Below are 17,969 nucleotides of genomic sequence, written 5' to 3'. Positions count from 1 at the left end.
TTCTTCCTTTCCGCTATTGTGCGCAGATCCGTTCAAATCCGAAAGCACTTTTGCAGGGCTTTATACTCACCCAATGCCAGGATCGTAATGTCATCGGACAATATAGTGTCCGGCGTAACAGAAACATCCGTTTTTCCTGCACGTTTGATGCCGAGAATGGTGATGCCGAACTTCCTGCGGACATCCAGCTCGCCAACGCTTTTCCCGATCCACGTCTCCGGCACTTTCACTTCAAAGATGGCGTGCTGCGCGTCAATCTCTATATAGTCAAAAATATGATCGGAAGCATATCGAATCGCCGCCCATTTTGCCATCTGTTTTTCAGGGTAGACCACTTGATCTGCACCGTTGCGGAGCAGAAACTTCGCCTGCACATCGCGTTCGGCACGGGATACCACGCATTTGGCACCCAACTCTTTCAGCAGCGAGGTGGTTTCCAGCGAGTTCTGGAAGTTGCCGCTGATGGTCACAAAGCAAACATCAAAATTTCCGATGCCGAGCGAACGCAGAAACTCCGCGTTGGTGCTGTCACCGATCTGCGCGTTGGTGACAAACGGAAGCACATCGTTGATCCGTTCCTCATTGGTATCGACTGCCATGACCTGATGCCCCAGTTGAGAGAGCTGCATGGCGATATGCCGCCCAAAATGGCCTGCTCCAATCAATAAAACATTTTTCATGGGATAGATGCTCCTTTGCTTATCCAATCGTGATTCTTTCCTGCGGCAGCTTTGCATTGCCGCTTTTTTTGCTGGACACCGCCGCATAAATGAGCGTAAGCCCACCGACTCTGCCCAGATACATCAGTGCGATCAATACCATTTGCGAGGGAATGTGCAGCTGCGGCGTAATACCCAATGTCAGTCCCACGGTGCCTACTGCCGACGCTGTTTCATACAGGCAGGAGGACAGTGGGAGATTCTCATATACGCTGATAAAAACGCCTCCGCCAAAGAACAGCGCAAGGTACATCGACAGAATGGTCGCGGCGGTTTTGACGGCACTGCAATCGACTCTGCGCCCAAAGAATTGGGCGCTGTCCCGCTGGCGGAAGGTCGCGGCAGCATTGGCAAGCAGAACTGCCAGCGTGGTGGTTTTCATGCCGCCTGCCGTGGAGCCGGGAGAACCGCCGATGAGCATCAGAAGGATCATCACGCCCAACGATGCGCCGGACATGGCGGGTAGATCGACTGTGTTGAAGCCCGCCGTTCTCGGCGTGACCGATTGGAACAGGGCTGCCTGAACCCGCTCTCTGAGGGGAAGGGCATCAAAGTCCACAAAGAAGAAAAACAGCGCCGGAAGGACGATCAGCGTGAGTGTCGTAACGAGAATGACCTTACTTTGCATTCGATAACGGTGGAAATGCAGCTTGTTTTCGCAAATGTCATCCCATGTCAAAAATCCAATGCCGCCGGTTATGATCAGCAGCATGATCGTGATATTGATCACCGGATTTTGAACGTAACCGGTAAGGGACGGATACAAGTTGCCGTTCGTTCCCAGAATGTCAAACCCCGCGTTGCAAAAGGCGGAAATCGAGTGAAATACCGCCATCCAGATCCCGTGCCATCCGTAGTCCCGGCAAAACACCGGCAGCATGGCAAGCGCGCCGATCAGTTCAACCAGAAACGTTCCTCGTAGAATGAAGCGTGTCAGCCGGACGATCCCTCCGACCCTCGGCGCTGAGATGGCGTCCTGCATGGTGCTGCGCTGCATCAGAGAAATCCTTCGCCCGGACAGCAGCGCAAACGATGCCGCCACGGTGACAACACCAAGCCCGCCTATCTGAATCAGCGTCAGGATCACAGCCTGCCCGAAGACCGACCAATAGCTGCCGGTATCCTGCACCACAAGCCCCGTTACACAAACAGCGGAGGTCGAGGTAAACAGCGCTTCATGGAACGGCGTTACGCCCCCAGCTGTTGTGGAGAGCGGCAACATTAGCAGCAGTGCGCCCAGCAGGATCACCCCTGCAAAGCCCAATATGATGATTTGAAAAGACGAAAGACGGCGCTTTCTGCAAACCACTTCTTCCGACATCATCCTCACTCCTTGTGAATCGTGCGATCGCTTTATTGTGCGCAAGTCAAACAGGCGCCACATTGCCTGACTGTGATGAAGGATACCCTGTACGCACTCAGATCGGAGACCGTGATCTCCAAATTCTGTACGGTAAAGGAATCGCCCTTGATGGGGACTCTATTCAGCTGCTCCATGACCCAGCCGCCGACGGAAACACTGTCCGATTCCAGCTTGATGTCAAAGAATTCCATAAAATCCTCCAAGCTGACGGAGCAGTCCACGCGGTAGGTATTCTCGTCCAGCTTTTCAAAATCTTCTTCCACTTCGTCGTGTTCGTCCCAAATTTCACCAACCAGTTCTTCCAGAATATCCTCCATCGTAACAATACCGAGCGTGCCGCCAAAATCGTCTACGACTACGGCGACATGGGACTTCTGATGCTGGAGCATTTTTAGAATGTCGCGGATCCTCGTGTGCTGATAGACGAACAACGGTTCCGTCATGATTGCCGTAATGGGCTGATCCGTCATCTTGCCGTTGATATAGAAGTCCTTCTGATGAAGAACACCGACGATCTGATCGATGGTATCCCGGTAGACCAGCAGACGGGAGAAGCGGGACTGTGTAAAGACTCTGGCAATTTCCTCGTGGCTCTCGTCGATGTCCACGGCCTCCAATTCGATTCGATGGGTCAGAATTTCCGCCGCCGTCAGGTCGCGGAACTCAAGGGCGTTGCGCAGCAGCTCACCCTCATTTTCGTCAATGCCGCCGTCCTGCTCCACGTCCTCCATGAAAAGGAGCAGTTCCTCGTGGGACATTTTTGCGTCGTCATTTGTCTTGAAGAAGCGAGAAACCAGCTTTTTCCACTGGGAAAAGAGAAAATTCAGCGGGGTCAGCACCCAGATCCAGAGCCGGATAAAGGGAGCACTGAACATGGCAAAGCGCTCCGGCGTGTCCTTTGCAACGCTTTTGGGGGTGATCTCGCCAAAGATCAGGACAACGACCGTGACCACAATGGTGGAAACGGTCGCGCCGATGTCGCCGTAAAGTCCGACGAACAGAAGTGTGCCGATGGACGCCACCATGATATTGACGATATTGTTGCCGATCAGGATGGTGGAAATCAGCTTGTCATAATCTTCGGACAGCTTGAGCGCCAGCGCTGCCCGCTTGTTTCCGTTGTCCGCCAACACCTTGAGGCGGGTCTTGTTCAGGGATGAAAACGCCGTTTCTGTGGCACTGAAATAGGCGGACATGGCAATGCAGACCACCATTGCGAAAATGCTTCCAAAATAATTCATTTCAAACTCCTTTATGTTCTGTTCATACGATCATTTCATGCAAAAAAGACACACCTATACCCGATACCGCAGCAAAGGGCGTAGATATGCCACATACGAACAAACCATATAAGAGCAGTTACCGTTATCGTCGCTACTGTCATTTTCCACGGATTTCTTCCTCCTTTTTGCTGTGTGCTTATATCATAGCATTTTTCCGGTGTAGATTCGGTAAAGAAACGAGTGCGGCGCAATATCCTCCTGTGAGAAATCTTGAAGCGGTTCCGCTTCTGCGGTATAATAATGTTGGCAGTTATTTATACCACTGGATTTAAGCCGTTTTTCTCCCGGGCTTCGCCCGAAACCGAAAAACATGGCGTATTATGCCGCAATAAATTTCAGGAGAAGCATGATGAAGAATCGACAGCGACAAAAGGATACTCTATTTTCGATCCTTATTTTTTGCAGTGCCTTTGCCGTCAATTTGCTGATTCAGAAGCTCTTTACCACGCAGACGCTTGTACCCATGATCTTTGTGTTCGGCGTGTTTTTGATCTCGCTGAAAACCCACGGGTATTGCTATGGCATCACTTCGGCAATTGTCAGCGTATTTGCGGTGAATTTTGCCTTTACCTATCCCTATTATGCCTTCGACTTTTTCGTGGAGGAAAGCATCTTATCTGCCGTCATTATGCTGGCAGTTGCCGTTTCTACCAGCACGCTGAATATTCGTATCCGCGATCAGGAGAGGCTGCGCTCAGAGAATGAAAAGGAGCGAATGCGCGGCAATCTACTGCGGGCGATCTCCCATGATCTGCGCACACCGCTCACCTCCATATACGGGTCCTCCTCCACGCTGATCTCCAAGTATGACGCGCTGCCAAAGGAGCAGCAGCTCAAGCTGTTGGGGGAAATTCAGGAGGACAGCGAATGGCTCATCCGCATGGTTGAAAATCTTCTGTCTGTCACAAGGATCGACGGTGCGAAGGTGGAAGTTGTGAAGACACCCACGGTTCTGGATGAGCTGATCGACTCCGTTCTCATGAAGTTTTCCAAAAAGCATCCGAATCAGAAGGTCATCACGCAGATACCGGAGGAATTTGTGGACATTCCCATGGATTCGCTCCTGATTGAACAGGTACTGCTGAATCTTCTGGAAAACGCTGTATTCCATGCAAAAGGTATGACGGAGCTGACGCTTTCTGTTTCTCTCGTGGGAGACAAGGCGGTATTTGAGGTTGCTGACAACGGCTGTGGCATCCCGGATGATGCACTTCAAAAGATTTTCACCGGAAGTTATGAAAAGTCCGCCGCGCCGGTGGACGGAACCCGCAGCAATATGGGAATCGGACTATCCGTGTGCGCCGCCATCGTCAAGGCGCACGGCAGCGAGATTACTGCGGAAAATAGGAAGGGCGGCGGCGCGGTATTCCGCTTTGCTCTGGAAAGAGGGGGTGAGGACGATGGGCAATAACAAGTACAAAATTCTGATCGTAGAGGACGAGGCCAACATCAGAAGTTTTATCAAAGCCAATCTGGAAACCAGCGACTATCAGGTGCTCTGCGCGGAAACCTGCGAGCTTGGCATGATGATGTATGCCTCCCATCATCCGGACCTCATCGTTCTGGATCTCGGCCTGCCGGATCGGGATGGGCTGGACTTGATTCAGAAAATCCGGGAATCGGACACAGCTCCCATCATTGTGCTCTCCGCCCGTACCAATGAGAGGGACAAGGTAGAGGCATTGGATCTGGGGGCGAATGATTATATCACCAAGCCCTTTGGCACGGAGGAATTGCTGGCTCGTATCCGCGCCGTTCTCCGCAGTCATCGGCACAGCGAAGAGGAAGAAAGCTCCCCCGGCGGAAAATTCCACCTTCAGGATCTGCTAATCGACTATGATACGCGGCAGGTCTTTGTTGGCAAAGAGGAGATCGACCTGACTCAGACGGAGTACAACATCATGGCGTTTCTCTCCGTCCATGCGGGAAAGGTGCTGACGTATGCCGCCATCATTCAGGCGGTCTGGGGGTATTCGGACTATGGCAGCGTCAAAAAGCTGCAAGTCAATATGAAGAACATCCGCAAGAAAATGGGCGTGACGCCTGGTGAAAAGCGCTACATCATCAACGAGCTTGGCGTCGGATACCGTATGCTGGCGGAGGATGAGACATAGCGCTGCCAAAGTTCTTCGCCGCTTGACAGGCGTGGTACAATATAAATGAGCTTTTTCCGTTTCTATACCAAACGGAGAAGGCTCATTTGTGTTTGAAGGATCAAAGGAGTGAAACGCCTTGTATCTCTCTGCGCCAGTGCGCAGATAAAAAAGCTACCCTGCGCACAAGCAGGGCAGCTTGAATATTCTTAGTAATGTTGCAGCAGGCGATTTTCGCAACTGCGTATCGCCGGTTCCTCTACGCCATTTTTACGCCATTTCTGCGTGGGGATGCGTAGGGAAATAGAAACTTATATGTTTTGACTTCAACCGAAAATGCCTGTCCTATCAAGCTTTATCGGCATTTGTGCGTTTGCGGAGAGTTTCAGAAACAGGCTCGCTTTCGACGATTAGATGCAACATTTTTTACGGACAAGAGAAATCGTCATAACACAATTAGCGAGGCCGGCCATGTGCGAACACTGGCCGGCCTCATATCATTAATTTACTTTTATCATACGATAGCCCACACCAATATGTGTTTGGATGTATTGCGGGGACTCCTCTGTTGGCTCCAGCTTTTTCCGCAGTGTTGCCATAAATACCCGCAGAGAAGCTACATCGTTATCCCAACTGCGGCCCCAGATATTTTGTGTGATAAAGGTATGGGTCAGTACCTTGCCAACATTCTTGGACAGCAGGCACAACAACTTATACTCAATGGGCGTCAGGTGCAGTTCGTCCTCTCCCAGATAAGCGCACCCTCCAGCATAATCCACTTTCAGTTTACCATTAACAAATACAGAACTGGCGGTTGCCATTTCCGCAGTCATCATGGCGAGTCTGCGCTGCGTCACTCGGAGTCGGGCCAATAATTCTTCTACTGAAAAGGGCTTTGTCAAATAATCGTCCGCTCCGGCATCCAGCGCCTTGATTTTATCGTTATCCTCGCTTCGGGCGCTGATTACAATAATCGGAACATTGGACCAAGAGCGAACCGTCTGAATGACTTGAACGCCATCCATATCCGGCAAGCCCAAATCCAGCAAGATGATTTCAGGATTGTGCGATGTGGCCTCCGTAATGGCTGTCGAGCCATTGGGCGCTACCACATAACGATAATCATTTGTTTTCAATGTGGTTGTAATGAGATTTCGTACAGATGGGTCATCCTCAACCACTAATATCAAAGGTTTATTCATGAAGTTCTACCTCCCCGGCGGGTAATGTAAATGTGAACACAGTGCCAGTTGGCTGATTGTCTGATACGGAGATTGTGCCGCCGTGGGCGGTCACGATCGACTTGCAGAGGGACAGCCCCAATCCAAGGCTTCTACGGCTATCGACCACTTTGTTGGCCCCACTATAAAACATGTCGAAAACACGAGGCTTCTGCTCATCGGGAATCCCAGGCCCATTATCGGCAACTGAAACGATGACCCATTTGTTCTTCTGCTCAGTGTGTATTTCGATTACCGAACCGGCAGGGGTATATTTGATGGCGTTATCCACCAAATTGATAATAACCTGAACGATCAGCTTCGCATCAATGTGGGCAAGGATAAAGTCTTTACCGCTGGTCACACGAATGGTGTGTTCTTTACTCTTTCTGTTGATGTGCTTCAGTGCTTCAGAAACGACCTCATCCATGAGTTCGATACTTCGAGTTAGATTGACCTGTCCGCCCTCAATTCGTGTGACTGCCAACAGGTTTTCAACGAGATTAATCAGCCACATGGAATCGTCATAAATATCGGTAAAGGTCTGCTCCCGCAATGCATCGTCCATTTTTTTGTAATTTGCAAGCAAATTGCCTGCGCTGCCGGAAATCGCTGTCAAAGGGGTTCGAAGATCATGAGAGATTGCCCGCAGCAGGTTAGCACGAAGCTGTTCATTTTGCGCCAGAACAGCCGCTTCCTCTTTTTCTTTGGCGTTTTTGATGTTTTCAAGTGCCAAAGCGCACTCGCCCAGAATAGAGAGGAGTACGCTGTTTTCGAAAGAGTCCAGCGGAATACCGTTCACCGCAATACCAGCCACTCCATATACATGCTGGTTGACCCGAATCGCAAGGTATAAACACTTTGCACTGGATAATGTATCTGTTGTGGCACCGGCGTGTTTATTGTTTCGGAAGGCCCAATCGGCGACTGCTTTCTCGTTCTCAGAAATTAAATCTTCCTGAATGCTATTAACAGCACGAAAAACGTTAGGGGTGGCAAGTTCTTTACCATCAGACAGGTAGACGACAATATCTTTTTTCAGCAGCTTCATGAGCTGCCCTGCCGTAGCGGTGATTACCGCATTCTCATCCTGCTCTTTTTGCAGAAGCTGGTTGGTTTCAAAAAGAATCTTTGTACGGTAAGCTGTATGGGCAGATTGTTTCGCATTTTCTTTCAGCCGGGTAGCGAGAGATCCGGAAAGCAGTGTTACTATAAACATAATGGTAAATGTAACAATATAGTTTGGATCGTCAAAATGGAATGTCAGTCTCGGAGTGGTAAAAAAGAAATTGAAAACCAGCACACTGACAACCGAGGTCAGAATCCCGCACAGTCGGTTGGTTGTGATTACAGCGGTCACAAGTACGCCTAATATGTAAACTGCGATAATATTACTCTCCGTGAACCCAAGAGCGTCAAAGCCACAGCCAATTAGTGTAGCTACCAGCAATACGACTATACTCTTCAGAACATCACGCAGGGGCATCGCATCTACCTGCGCCTTACTCTTTTTTTCCTGATAGCTGGTTTCTGTGCTGGCATCCGGTATCACATGAATATCCAGATTAGGTACGCTGGAAATCAGGCGTTCCGTCAAGGTGGGCTTGCTGAAAATATTCTTTCGTGCAATGGTACTTCGTCCAATTACGATTTTTGAGATGCCGGAAAGGCGGGCAAATTCCACAATCTGATAAGGCACGTCATCGCCATAACTTGTCTCAATCGCAGCGCCAAGTTGCTGGGCCAGACGCTTATTATCCTGCAAACGCTTTTTATCATCGTCACTCATCGCCGCTGTATTTGGCGTTTCCACATAAAGAGCGGTAAATGTTCCCCGAAAGGCTCTTGCCATCCTTGCAGCAGTCCGAATGATTTTTGCGTTGGATGGCGACGAGGAAAGACATGCCAGAATGCGCTCGTCTGTATGGTAATCGCCTCGGCTCTGTACTCTGGCGCTTTCCGTCAGCAAGTTCACCCGGTCGGCGCACCGACGGAGGGCGATTTCCCGCAATGCGGTGAGATTTTCCAGCGTGAAGAAATTAACTGTTGCCCGCTGCGCCTGATCTTCCCGGTACACATTTCCACTTGCCAGTCGTTCCAGCAACTCCGCAGGCTCAATATCCACCAGTTCTACCTGATCTGCTTGATCAAAGGTGGAATCCGGAATGCGCTCCCGCACAAGAATTCCGGTGATAGAGGCTACTGTATCGTTGAGACTCTCGATATGTTGGACATTTACAGTCGTATAGACATCAATTCCAGTATTTAGCAGTTCCTGAACATCCTGATACCGCTTCGTGTGCCGACTGCTTTCGGCGTTGGTATGGGCCAACTCATCTACCAGTATGAGCTGGGGATTTCGCTTGAGCGCAGCATCAATATCAAATTCACGAAGGGTCATTCCTTCGTAAGCAACTTGTTTCACAGGAAGCTGCTCCAAGCCGTCCAGAAGTGCCATCGTCTGGGGTCGGGCATGGGGTTCTATGTATCCAGCAACCACATCGATGCCACGCTCCTTCGCCTGATGAGCCGCCTGAAGCATGGCATAGGTCTTTCCGACACCTGCGGCATAACCGAAAAAGATTTTGAGTTTTCCGCTTTTCTTAGTGGATGCATCGTTACGGATCGCACGAAGAAGCTGATCCGGATCTTGTCTTGGCAGTTCCATTTTAACCCTCCTATCTGTCACTCAAGTAAAAGCGATTCCCTTTTTTAATATTATAACACACAACGTCAAAACCTACATCTGCGACGGATCCACGGCAAATTTGTTCAGGCATCCAATGAAAAAATCGACGACAGGTGATTTTTTGGAATCCCTCCATAGTGCTATTTGTGTGATTTGATTCTGGGTAATCGGCTCAATGGGCAAGCCAGCATATTCCATCACAACCGGGGCGCAACGAAGAAGCACCATCCGTACATTATAATGAGTTTTTTTTGATATGTCTGTATTCTCTGGTAAAAAAATTATGTCCAATTTTTGTGTTTTCAGTTCTCTGCACAATTCACTTTCTTCTCCGCTGAAAATATAGATAGAGACATCCGGATGCTGCTTTCCGTAAGTTTCGAAAGCATCTGCGAGACCGCCTGCCATGAATGGGTTGGAAAAACCAATTCTCAAGCTGTTTTCGCCGTAAGTCAGAGCAGTTTCTTGTCTATTCCAATTGTTTTCCAGAAAAACATCCAGTTTTTTCATCAGAAAATACCCAAAAATAAATATGGCTGATGTACTTACAAGTAAAATAACATCCTGCATGGATTCACCCCCCAATTCCTTTGATTTTTCTTAAGGCAACACCGCACAATTGTGCCTGCGAGTCTCAGCCGTCTTTTTGCCACACTTCTTCAGTTTGAAAAACGAGAAATACATACAGTATTCCTTCGTTTTCCAAACTTTGAATTGGGACAAAAATCCTGGCTGAGCCTTCTTGTCAAATTATGCGGTGTTGCCTTAAAATCAAGTATGAAAGCACTTTTGCAAATTTCTGTTACTTCCCAACGCCAACATGGTATCTCCTGCTTTCAGCACTGTGTCTGAAGAAATAGATAACTCCAGCTTGCCGCTTTTCTTGATTCCCATAATGTTAATATTGAATTTTTTACGAATATCAAGCTCTCCAATCGAATGGTCCGCCCAATCTTTGGGAATGGGAATCTCAAACATGGCATGATTTTCATCCAGTTCTATGTAATCGAGAATGTGATCCGCACTGTAACGGATTGCTGTCCACTTTGCAAGCTGTTTTTCTGGGTAGACTACTTCATCTGCACCGTTATGCAGCAAAAATTTTTCCTGAACATCAGTTGCAGCTCTGGAAACTACAAACCTCGCTCCTAATTCACTGAGCAGAGAAGTTGTTTCCAATGAACTTTGAAAGTTGTTGCCGATGGCCACAATGCATACATCATAGTTGCGAACACCGAGAGATTCCAAGAAATCGGCATTCGTACTGTCTCCAATCTGTGCATTGGTAACAAGGGGCAGAACAGCCTCTACACGTTCCTCCGAAGTATCTACCGCCATCACCTGATGACCCAAATGATTTAAGTGCAGGGCAATATGCTTTCCAAATCGCCCCAGACCAATTAGAAGAATTGATTTCATAATGTCACCTTTATCCTACTGTTATTTTTTCCTTTGGTAGTTTTGAAACTTTCTTTTGTGCACTGGACAAGGCCGCAAAAATCAATGTAAGGCCACCTACTCGCCCAAAAAACATCAGCAGAATCAAAACACTCCGTGAGAGCAGATTCAGTTCCGGTGTAATCCCCAGAGACAGTCCGACTGTGCCAACAGCCGAGGCAGTTTCAAAAAGGCAGGGAAGCATGGGAAGTCCTTCGGAAACGCTGATGATAAGGCCACCGGTACAACATAGCGTGATATACATAAGCGAAATTGTCGCTGCGTTTTTTACGACATCATCATCGATGCGACGTCCAAAGAGGTGTGCATTTTCTCTGCGCCGAAAGGTGGAAATTGCAGCAGTAAACAAAACAGCAATGGTTGTTGTTTTCAAACCGCCTGCGGTAGACCCGGGACTACCGCCGATCAGCATCAGCGCAATGGTGATAAATTGTCCGGCCTCACTTAAACCCGTTAATTCCACCGTATTAAAACCCGCCGTTCGTGGTGTCACGGCTTGAAAAAGAGAAGATAAAAGCCGCTCCTTTTGGGTAAGATCAGCAAACTCAAAAAAATAAAAGTACATTGCCGGAGCGATCAATAAAACCGCTGTGGTACAAAGAATCACCTTGCTCTGCATCCGATATTTGCGCAAATGCAATCGATTAGTCCGAATATCATCCCAAGTCAGAAAGCCGATGCCGCCAAACACAATCAAGAACATAATCGTAAAGTTTATGACTGGATTTGCTGCATAGCTGGTCAGGGAGGAAAAGGGAGCGCGCACACCCAACAGATCAAAGCCTGCGTTGCAAAAAGCGGATACGGAATGAAACAGTGCCATCCAAAGGCCAATTTTTCCGAAGTCACGGCAAAACACCGGTGCCATCACGGCTGCACACAGCAGTTCCACCACCAGTGTCACCTTGACGATAAAGCCGGTCAGGCGAACGATTCCTCCTACCTTTGGCGCTGAAATCGCCTCCTGCATGGTACTGCGCTGCATCAAAGAAATCTTCCGACCGGAAATCATTGCAAAGGATGCGGCCACGGTAATAACCCCCATGCCTCCAATCTGAATCAGCAGTAAAATGACAAGCTGGCCGAAGGCCGACCAGTATGTTGCCGTATCATGTATAATGAGTCCGGTTACACAAACTGCTGAGGTAGAAGTAAACAATGCATCCGAGAAAGGCGTTGCCAGTCCGCTGCGGCTGGAAAACGGCAACATTAAAAGGAAGGTGCCGAAAAGGATCACACCGGAAAACCCGAGGATGATAATTTGAAACGAAGTCAACTTCCTTTTTAACAACATTACTCCCATAACTGCAATCCTCTTTATACCCCTTTATGTGTCCTTAATCATAAATCAAATGGAGTAAAGAAGGTAAAAGAGAATGCGTATCTGTATTAAGGCCGTCTAAAGATGTAGGACGTATTCTTTTTTATCACGGGCTTGTGCCAGAAATTCAATCAGCCGTTTCCTTGTCAGAATCCCGCATAGAACATTCCGGCCATCAACGATGGGGACAAAATTCTGATTCAGCATTGAAGTTACAACCTGCTCGGAATCTGCATCTATTTGTAACGCAGGGCAAAAATCTCTGCGAACAATGCTGCCAAGTCGGTATCCCTCCTGTACTTTCAAGTCTGTTGTCTGGCAAACAAGAAGGTGGCGGAGGAAATCTCCCTCCGTCACGCTTCCAATATACTGTTCCTGATCATTCAGTACCGGGACAGCGGTATAGCCATGTACCATAAACCGTTCCAATCCCTGACGAATCGTATCCTTTTCATGAAGAAATACAGTGGAGATTTTGGGAATCATGATTTTAGCTATGTTCATTTCACCCCTCCAGAATACCGTCCAGCATCAGATTGACCTCCAACACATTAACGGTCTCTTCACCAAAGATGCCAAGGAATCGTCCGTCGGTGCAGTTTTGGATGATCTCACGCACTTCATCTTCGGTCATATCATTTGCCTTTGCAATGCGTGCTACCTGATATTCCGCTGCTGCCGGGGAAATATGGGGATCAAGCCCACTGCCGGAACAGGTGACAAGGTCCACCGGAACAGCTGTTTCATCCATATCCGGGTCGGCAGCCCGGAGCTTTTCCACCCGCTCTGCCACGAGCTGTGCATACTCCTCACTTGCCGGAGAGAGGTTGGAGGGAGCGGCGTACATCAGTGCCTTTCCGTTTTCATCCGTATAGGTTGAAACATCAATATTCATAATGCGCCCCCACATATGGGACTCATCCGTATATTGCTGCCCAAGTAATTCACAGCCATATTTTTTCCCGTCTACTTCAATGATGCTTCCGTCTGCATTGTCCGGGAAAATTAGCTGAGCAATTCCTGTGACAACACCCGTATAGATCACGCCGCACAGCAGAGTAAAGATTAAAAAGATCATACCTGCCTTTGGTAATACACTTTTTATTGTTTTCATGATAGATCCCCTCCTTATACCAGGCCGGTGAACACCAGCAGAACATCAATCAGTTTCACAAAGATAAAGGGAGCCGCCAGACCGCCCAAACCATAAACAAGCAGGTTCCGTGACAGCAGCTTTCCAGCAGCAACTTCACGATATTTCACACCTTTTAGCGCCAACGGAATGAGCGCAATAATGATGAGTGCATTATAAATAATCGCAGAGAGGACAGCGCTTTGCGGGGAATGCAGCCCCATAATATTCAGAGCAGACAGTCCCGGATAAAGTCCCATAAATAGCGCCGGAATAATGGCAAAGTATTTTGCCACATCGTTGGCAATGGAGAAGGTAGTCAGGCTGCCTCGTGTCATCAAAAGCTGTTTGCCGATGCGCACAATGTCGATCAGTTTTGTGGGGGAAGAGTCCAAATCCACCATGTTGCCTGCTTCTTTGGCCGCTTGTGTGCCGCTGTTCATGGCAACTGCAACATCTGCTTGTGCCAAAGCCGGAGCGTCGTTGGTGCCGTCGCCTGTCATGGCGACCAAATGACCCTTGGCCTGAAAATCACGGATCATTGCCAGCTTTCCTTCCGGCGTTGCTTCCGCAAGGAAGTCATCCACACCGGCCTCGGCAGCAATGGCCGCAGCAGTAATCGGATTGTCGCCGGTGATCATAATGGTCTTGATGCCCATTTTCCGCAGATCTGAGAATTTCTCCTTCACACCCTGCTTGATAATATCCTTCAAATAGATAACGCCGAGAATCTTGTGGTTCTTAGCCACAACCAGAGGTGTGCCGCCCTTGGACGCAATAGACTTGACAACTCGATCACAGTCTGGAGAATACATTCCGCCTGCATGGGTCACATAACTCTGCATGGCATCTGCTGCGCCTTTTCGGATTTCGTTGCCGTCAAAGTCGACGCCGCTCATACGAGTCACGGCAGTAAATGGGACAAAGTGCATATTCTTGTCCTGAAGGCTTCTGCCACGAATTCCAAACTGCTCCTTTGCCAGCACAACAACGCTTCTGCCCTCAGGGGTTTCATCGGCCAGAGATGAAAGCTGAGCGGCGTCCGCCAGTTCCTGAATATCAACACCATCTACCGGAATGAACTCCGATGCCTGTCGATTGCCCAGGGTGATTGTTCCGGTTTTGTCAAGCATCAGAATGTCTACATCACCGGCGGCTTCAATGGCACGACCACTCATGGCCAGAACATTTGCCTGGTTCAGTCGGGACATACCGGCAATACCGATGGCGGAAAGCAAGGCACCAATGGTAGTAGGCGCAAGGCACACCAACAGTGCTACCAGAGTTGTTACAGAGGTGGGATTCTCAATTCCCGCCAGCTTTGCAGAAAAAATGGAATACGTGTAGAGAGAGACTGTCACCAAGATAAAGATAATGGACAAGGCTACCAGAAAAATCTGCAAAGCAATTTCGTTGGGCGTCTTCTTCCGGGCAGCACCTTCTACCATCGCAATCATCTTGTCCAGAAAGCTTTCTCCGGCTTCGTTGGTCACTCTGACAACAATCCAGTCCGACAGTACAGTGGTGCCGCCGGTTACAGCGCTGCGGTCGCCGCCTGCCTCACGAATTACAGGAGCGGATTCGCCGGTGATGGCGCTTTCATCCACAGATGCCGCACCTTCTATGACTTCACCGTCTGCCGGAATCTGCTCTCCGGCTTTGACAATCACCAGTTCCCCCTTTTTCAGCAGGGCGGATGGAACCACGGTCACGCTGTCCTTCTGCGATACGGAGGGAATTTTATGTGCGTCCACATCCTTTCGGGATGCCCGGAGAGAATCTGCCTGTGCTTTACCACGGCCTTCTGCAATGGCCTCGGCAAAATTGGCAAATAGCACGGTAAACCAAAGGATAATGGCAATCGCCAGTGTATATCCGCTTGGAGCGTCTTTTAACCCGAACAGGGATACCACCCAAAGGATACTGGTCAAGATCGCAGACACAAAAACCAGAAACATGACCGGGTTTTTTGCCTGTGTTTTCGGACTTAATTTCACAAAAGAATCTTTCATTGCCCTGCCGAGCATTTTCCGGTCGGCAAAAGCGCTTTTCTGTTTTGTACGCATATCTGTAAACCTCCTTTACGCAATGCTGCCAAAGAACTCAGCAAGCGGACCAAGGGCAAGCGCCGGGAAGAAGCTCAGCGCACCGATCAGCAATACCACAACAATCAGCAGGAAAACAAACATTCCATTTGTGGTAGACAAGGTGCCCGCAGTCGTGGCAATTTTCTTTTTCCCAGCCAGGCTGCCTGCGATTGCAAGTGTGCCGATGATAGGCAGAAACCGGGCAAAGAGCATCATCAGCCCCAGGCTTACATTCAGAAATACGGTATTCGCATTGAAACCGGCAAAGGCAGAGCCGTTATTGCCGCCACAGGATGAGTAGGCATACAGCATTTCAGAGAAACCGTGGGCACCGCCGTTATGCAGGCTATCCATGACAGAGGGTACTACAGCGGCAAGGCCGCTGCCGACCAGAATTGCAATGGGCGTTGCAAGGCAAACCAGTACCGACCATTTCATCTCATAAGGCTCAATTTTCTTGCCAAGGAATTCCGGAGTGCGGCCTACCATCAGACCGGCAATAAACACCGCCAGAATGGCAAAAGCAAGCATACCGTAAAGGCCGCAGCCCACGCCGCCGAAAATAACCTCGCCAAGCTGCATCAGCAGCATAGTCACCATACCGGCAAGCGGCGTGTAGCTGTCATGCATGGAATTTACAGAGCCGTTAGAAGCTGCTGTGGTGAAGGCTGCCCAGGTAGAGGACGCTGCAATGCCGAAGCGAGTCTCCTTGCCCTCCATATTGCCGCCCGCCTGTTCTGCCATTGACATATTGACTGCGCCGTTTTGTGCAAGCTGGGATGTGCCAGCCTGTTCTGTGACGGCGATGCAGCCCAAGGCAACAACCAGGCAGAGAAACATTGCCATAAAGATTGCAATACCCTGCTTCTTGTTCTTTACCGCAGAACCGAATGTGAAACACAGTGCCGCCGGAATCAGCAGAATGGAAATCATTTCGATCAGATTGGTAAAGGCATTGGGATTTTCCAAAGGATGTGCGGAGTTGACGCCCATATAACCGCCGCCGTTGGTGCCGGTCTGTTTGATTGCGACCTGGCTGGCCGCAGGACCCATTGGTACGAACTGCTCGGTGACGATCTGTGCATTCGAAACGATTTCGCCATCTACAGTGACGGTTTCGGTGTCTAAGTCAATTACCGCATCCTCAAGGATTTCACCTTCTGCACTGACGGCAATCGGTTCTACAAGGGATACTGTTTCTGCACTTTTCAGGTTCTGAATCACGCCGCCGCCTACCAGCAACAGAGAAATGACCAGATTCAGCGGGAGCAAGATGTGAACCACAATGCGGGTCAAGTCCACCCAAAAGCTTCCCAACCCGGAGGATTTCACCTTGATAAAGCCACGGATCAATGCAAATAGAACGGCGATACCTGTAGCTGCGGAAACAAAGTTCTGAACAGTCAGACCTAAAGCCTGAGTGAGATAACTCAATGTGGATTCACCGGAATATGCCTGCCAGTTTGTATTGGTAATGAAACTTGCAGAAGTGTTAAATGCCAAATCCCATTTCACACCGGAAAGATGCTGCGGGTTTCCGGGAAGAACTCCCTGCAGAAGTTGAAGCAGGAACAGAAAAACAAGCCCGATACCGGAAAAAATCATTACACTTACCGCATATTTTTTCCATGTCATCTGTTCTTCTCTGTCTACACGCATAACCTTGTAAATCAGGTTTTCGCACGGTGTCAGAACTTTGGACAAAAAAGTTTTCTCGCCGCTCATGACGTTTTTTATATATGCGCCCAGCGGAATTGCCAAAACAATCAGAATGGCAAGGTATAAAATATACTGAATCATAGTGCTCATGCCTGATCATCTCCCTTCATTAAAATATAGACATACCACAGCAGCATTGCTGCCGCACATACACCTATGAGTGCAATTAGCATTTGCATAAGATTCATCCTCCTTTTTTGCTGTCCCCAATATCATAAAACCTTTTTTCTAAAAATGGCATTAGTCATCTTTTGTGCGTTTAAAGATGAAATAAAGATTACAACCAACCCAAAAGCCATGCCATAGGAAAGGCGATAACAATCGTACTGATACAGACACACGCCAAAACCAGTAATGGCATTCCAACAAAGATGGAGATGAAGCCAAGTAGCGGATGATGCCAAATAAAGCGCTCCGCTTTTGCGTCAAATCTCTGTTCAAATCTTCTCGCCGCATTTGTAATGCTCATAATTGTTCACCTCATTTCTTTCTTGCAAGGCCATAATACCGCTAAAAGTATTAAGTGGGGAAAAGGGTCCTGCAATCGAAACTAAGATTGTATAAGTCTTTAAGAAAAAAGAGTCAGACCCGGAAGAGGACTGACTCATTCATATAATGATTTTGAAATTGTATGCAAGTTCTTGAAGGTTTTGATTTTCAAAAAGGGCAAGGCAGTTATTCATGAAAGCTGCCTTGCCTTTTATCTTTATTCGCGCTGAGAATTGCGTTGATGCTCTTGGTCGCGCTCTGCGTTTGGTTTGAGGAAATCGTCCTTTGACTCGCTGCCATCAACTATAATTGCCTGTTTGTTGTTAATTGGGCATAGATTCAAATCCGAAAACTCAGTCATTATTTTCTCGGTAACTTTCTTAAATGGTGCTGTAA

The 17,969-nt window shown here is 48.6% G+C and carries 15 protein-coding genes; 2 read left to right on the top strand and 13 right to left on the bottom strand.

Translation table 11 applies throughout. The features are described from left to right. Positions 1 to 32: 32 nt before the first annotated feature. From WMO66_RS06610 to WMO66_RS06600, 3 genes are read right to left on the bottom strand one after another with little or no spacing between them, the layout of a single operon-like run. Positions 33 to 680, bottom strand: coding sequence for a potassium channel family protein (locus tag WMO66_RS06610; RefSeq protein WP_349135609.1), 648 nt, complete (start codon positions 678 to 680; stop codon positions 33 to 35). Positions 681 to 699: 19 nt separating this feature from the next. Continuing rightward, positions 700 to 2,040 (bottom strand): TrkH family potassium uptake protein, encoded by a 1,341-nt coding sequence (locus WMO66_RS06605; protein ID WP_349135624.1) that lies wholly within the window; start codon positions 2,038 to 2,040, stop codon positions 700 to 702. Between the two features lie 32 nt (positions 2,041 to 2,072). Beyond that, positions 2,073 to 3,323, bottom strand: coding sequence for an HlyC/CorC family transporter (locus WMO66_RS06600; protein WP_349135607.1), 1,251 nt, complete (start codon positions 3,321 to 3,323; stop codon positions 2,073 to 2,075). A 388-nt stretch (positions 3,324 to 3,711) separates the two neighbouring features. Between WMO66_RS06600 and WMO66_RS06595 the strand changes: the two genes are divergently transcribed. After that, positions 3,712 to 4,776 carry a sensor histidine kinase gene (locus WMO66_RS06595; protein ID WP_349135605.1) on the top strand — a complete coding sequence of 355 codons (1,065 nt, stop codon included), beginning with the start codon at positions 3,712 to 3,714 and terminating at the stop codon, positions 4,774 to 4,776. Beyond that, positions 4,766 to 5,479: a response regulator transcription factor gene (locus WMO66_RS06590; RefSeq protein WP_349135604.1), complete on the top strand. Its 714-nt coding sequence runs from the start codon at positions 4,766 to 4,768 to the stop codon at positions 5,477 to 5,479. Before WMO66_RS06595 ends, WMO66_RS06590 begins: the two co-directional genes overlap by 11 nt. 479 nt (positions 5,480 to 5,958) lie before the next feature. Here WMO66_RS06590 and WMO66_RS06585 read toward each other — a convergent pair whose 3' ends face one another. From WMO66_RS06585 to WMO66_RS06540, 10 genes are all read right to left on the bottom strand, one after another. Beyond that, positions 5,959 to 6,660, bottom strand: coding sequence for a response regulator transcription factor (locus WMO66_RS06585; protein ID WP_349135603.1), 702 nt, complete (start codon positions 6,658 to 6,660; stop codon positions 5,959 to 5,961). Next, entirely contained in the window at positions 6,653 to 9,346 is a 2,694-nt protein-coding gene (locus WMO66_RS06580) for an ATP-binding protein (RefSeq protein ID WP_349135602.1), read from the bottom strand. The genes WMO66_RS06585 and WMO66_RS06580 overlap by 8 nt, the downstream gene beginning before the upstream one ends. Before the next feature lie 72 nt (positions 9,347 to 9,418). Further along, positions 9,419 to 9,937 carry a type 2 periplasmic-binding domain-containing protein gene (locus WMO66_RS06575; protein ID WP_349135601.1) on the bottom strand — a complete coding sequence of 173 codons (519 nt, stop codon included), beginning with the start codon at positions 9,935 to 9,937 and terminating at the stop codon, positions 9,419 to 9,421. A gap of 201 nt (positions 9,938 to 10,138) precedes the next feature. Continuing rightward, a complete protein-coding gene (locus tag WMO66_RS06570) occupies positions 10,139 to 10,786 on the bottom strand; it encodes a potassium channel family protein (protein ID WP_349135600.1) in 648 nt (215 codons plus the stop codon). A gap of 10 nt (positions 10,787 to 10,796) precedes the next feature. Continuing rightward, positions 10,797 to 12,128 (bottom strand): TrkH family potassium uptake protein, encoded by a 1,332-nt coding sequence (locus tag WMO66_RS06565; protein WP_349135599.1) that lies wholly within the window; start codon positions 12,126 to 12,128, stop codon positions 10,797 to 10,799. A 96-nt stretch (positions 12,129 to 12,224) separates the two neighbouring features. Next, positions 12,225 to 12,650, bottom strand: a complete 426-nt coding sequence (locus WMO66_RS06560; protein ID WP_349135598.1) for a CBS domain-containing protein — start codon at positions 12,648 to 12,650, stop codon at positions 12,225 to 12,227. Position 12,651: 1 nt separating this feature from the next. Continuing rightward, positions 12,652 to 13,260 carry a potassium-transporting ATPase subunit KdpC gene (gene kdpC / locus WMO66_RS06555; protein ID WP_349135597.1) on the bottom strand — a complete coding sequence of 203 codons (609 nt, stop codon included), beginning with the start codon at positions 13,258 to 13,260 and terminating at the stop codon, positions 12,652 to 12,654. 14 nt (positions 13,261 to 13,274) lie between these two features. Continuing rightward, a complete protein-coding gene (gene kdpB / locus WMO66_RS06550; RefSeq protein ID WP_349135596.1) occupies positions 13,275 to 15,344 on the bottom strand; it encodes a potassium-transporting ATPase subunit KdpB in 2,070 nt (689 codons plus the stop codon). A gap of 15 nt (positions 15,345 to 15,359) precedes the next feature. Next, positions 15,360 to 17,174 (bottom strand): potassium-transporting ATPase subunit KdpA, encoded by a 1,815-nt coding sequence (kdpA, locus tag WMO66_RS06545; RefSeq protein ID WP_349135595.1) that lies wholly within the window; start codon positions 17,172 to 17,174, stop codon positions 15,360 to 15,362. Positions 17,175 to 17,361: 187 nt separating this feature from the next. Beyond that, positions 17,362 to 17,553 (bottom strand): hypothetical protein, encoded by a 192-nt coding sequence (locus WMO66_RS06540; RefSeq protein WP_186871672.1) that lies wholly within the window; start codon positions 17,551 to 17,553, stop codon positions 17,362 to 17,364. Positions 17,554 to 17,969 lie beyond the last annotated feature (416 nt).

Origin of the sequence: Faecousia intestinalis, assembly GCF_040096185.1 — a bacterium.
Classification (GTDB): domain Bacteria; phylum Bacillota; class Clostridia; order Oscillospirales; family Oscillospiraceae; genus JAZOXB01.
Note: the sequence above shows the minus strand (reverse complement) of the source record. Positions and strands in the feature narration are given on the sequence as shown.

Coding starts and splice junctions, on each gene's coding strand:
- WMO66_RS06610 (WP_349135609.1), bottom strand. CDS start 680: ATGAAAAATGTTTTATTGATTGGAGCAGGCCATTTTGGGCGGCATATC.
- WMO66_RS06605 (WP_349135624.1), bottom strand. CDS start 2,040: ATGTCGGAAGAAGTGGTTTGCAGAAAGCGCCGTCTTTCGTCTTTTCAA.
- WMO66_RS06600 (WP_349135607.1), bottom strand. CDS start 3,323: ATGAATTATTTTGGAAGCATTTTCGCAATGGTGGTCTGCATTGCCATG.
- WMO66_RS06595 (WP_349135605.1), top strand. CDS start 3,712: ATGATGAAGAATCGACAGCGACAAAAGGATACTCTATTTTCGATCCTT.
- WMO66_RS06590 (WP_349135604.1), top strand. CDS start 4,766: ATGGGCAATAACAAGTACAAAATTCTGATCGTAGAGGACGAGGCCAAC.
- WMO66_RS06585 (WP_349135603.1), bottom strand. CDS start 6,660: ATGAATAAACCTTTGATATTAGTGGTTGAGGATGACCCATCTGTACGA.
- WMO66_RS06580 (WP_349135602.1), bottom strand. CDS start 9,346: ATGGAACTGCCAAGACAAGATCCGGATCAGCTTCTTCGTGCGATCCGT.
- WMO66_RS06575 (WP_349135601.1), bottom strand. CDS start 9,937: ATGCAGGATGTTATTTTACTTGTAAGTACATCAGCCATATTTATTTTT.
- WMO66_RS06570 (WP_349135600.1), bottom strand. CDS start 10,786: ATGAAATCAATTCTTCTAATTGGTCTGGGGCGATTTGGAAAGCATATT.
- WMO66_RS06565 (WP_349135599.1), bottom strand. CDS start 12,128: ATGGGAGTAATGTTGTTAAAAAGGAAGTTGACTTCGTTTCAAATTATC.
- WMO66_RS06560 (WP_349135598.1), bottom strand. CDS start 12,650: ATGAACATAGCTAAAATCATGATTCCCAAAATCTCCACTGTATTTCTT.
- kdpC (WP_349135597.1), bottom strand. CDS start 13,260: ATGAAAACAATAAAAAGTGTATTACCAAAGGCAGGTATGATCTTTTTA.
- kdpB (WP_349135596.1), bottom strand. CDS start 15,344: ATGCGTACAAAACAGAAAAGCGCTTTTGCCGACCGGAAAATGCTCGGC.
- kdpA (WP_349135595.1), bottom strand. CDS start 17,174: ATGAGCACTATGATTCAGTATATTTTATACCTTGCCATTCTGATTGTT.
- WMO66_RS06540 (WP_186871672.1), bottom strand. CDS start 17,553: ATGAGCATTACAAATGCGGCGAGAAGATTTGAACAGAGATTTGACGCA.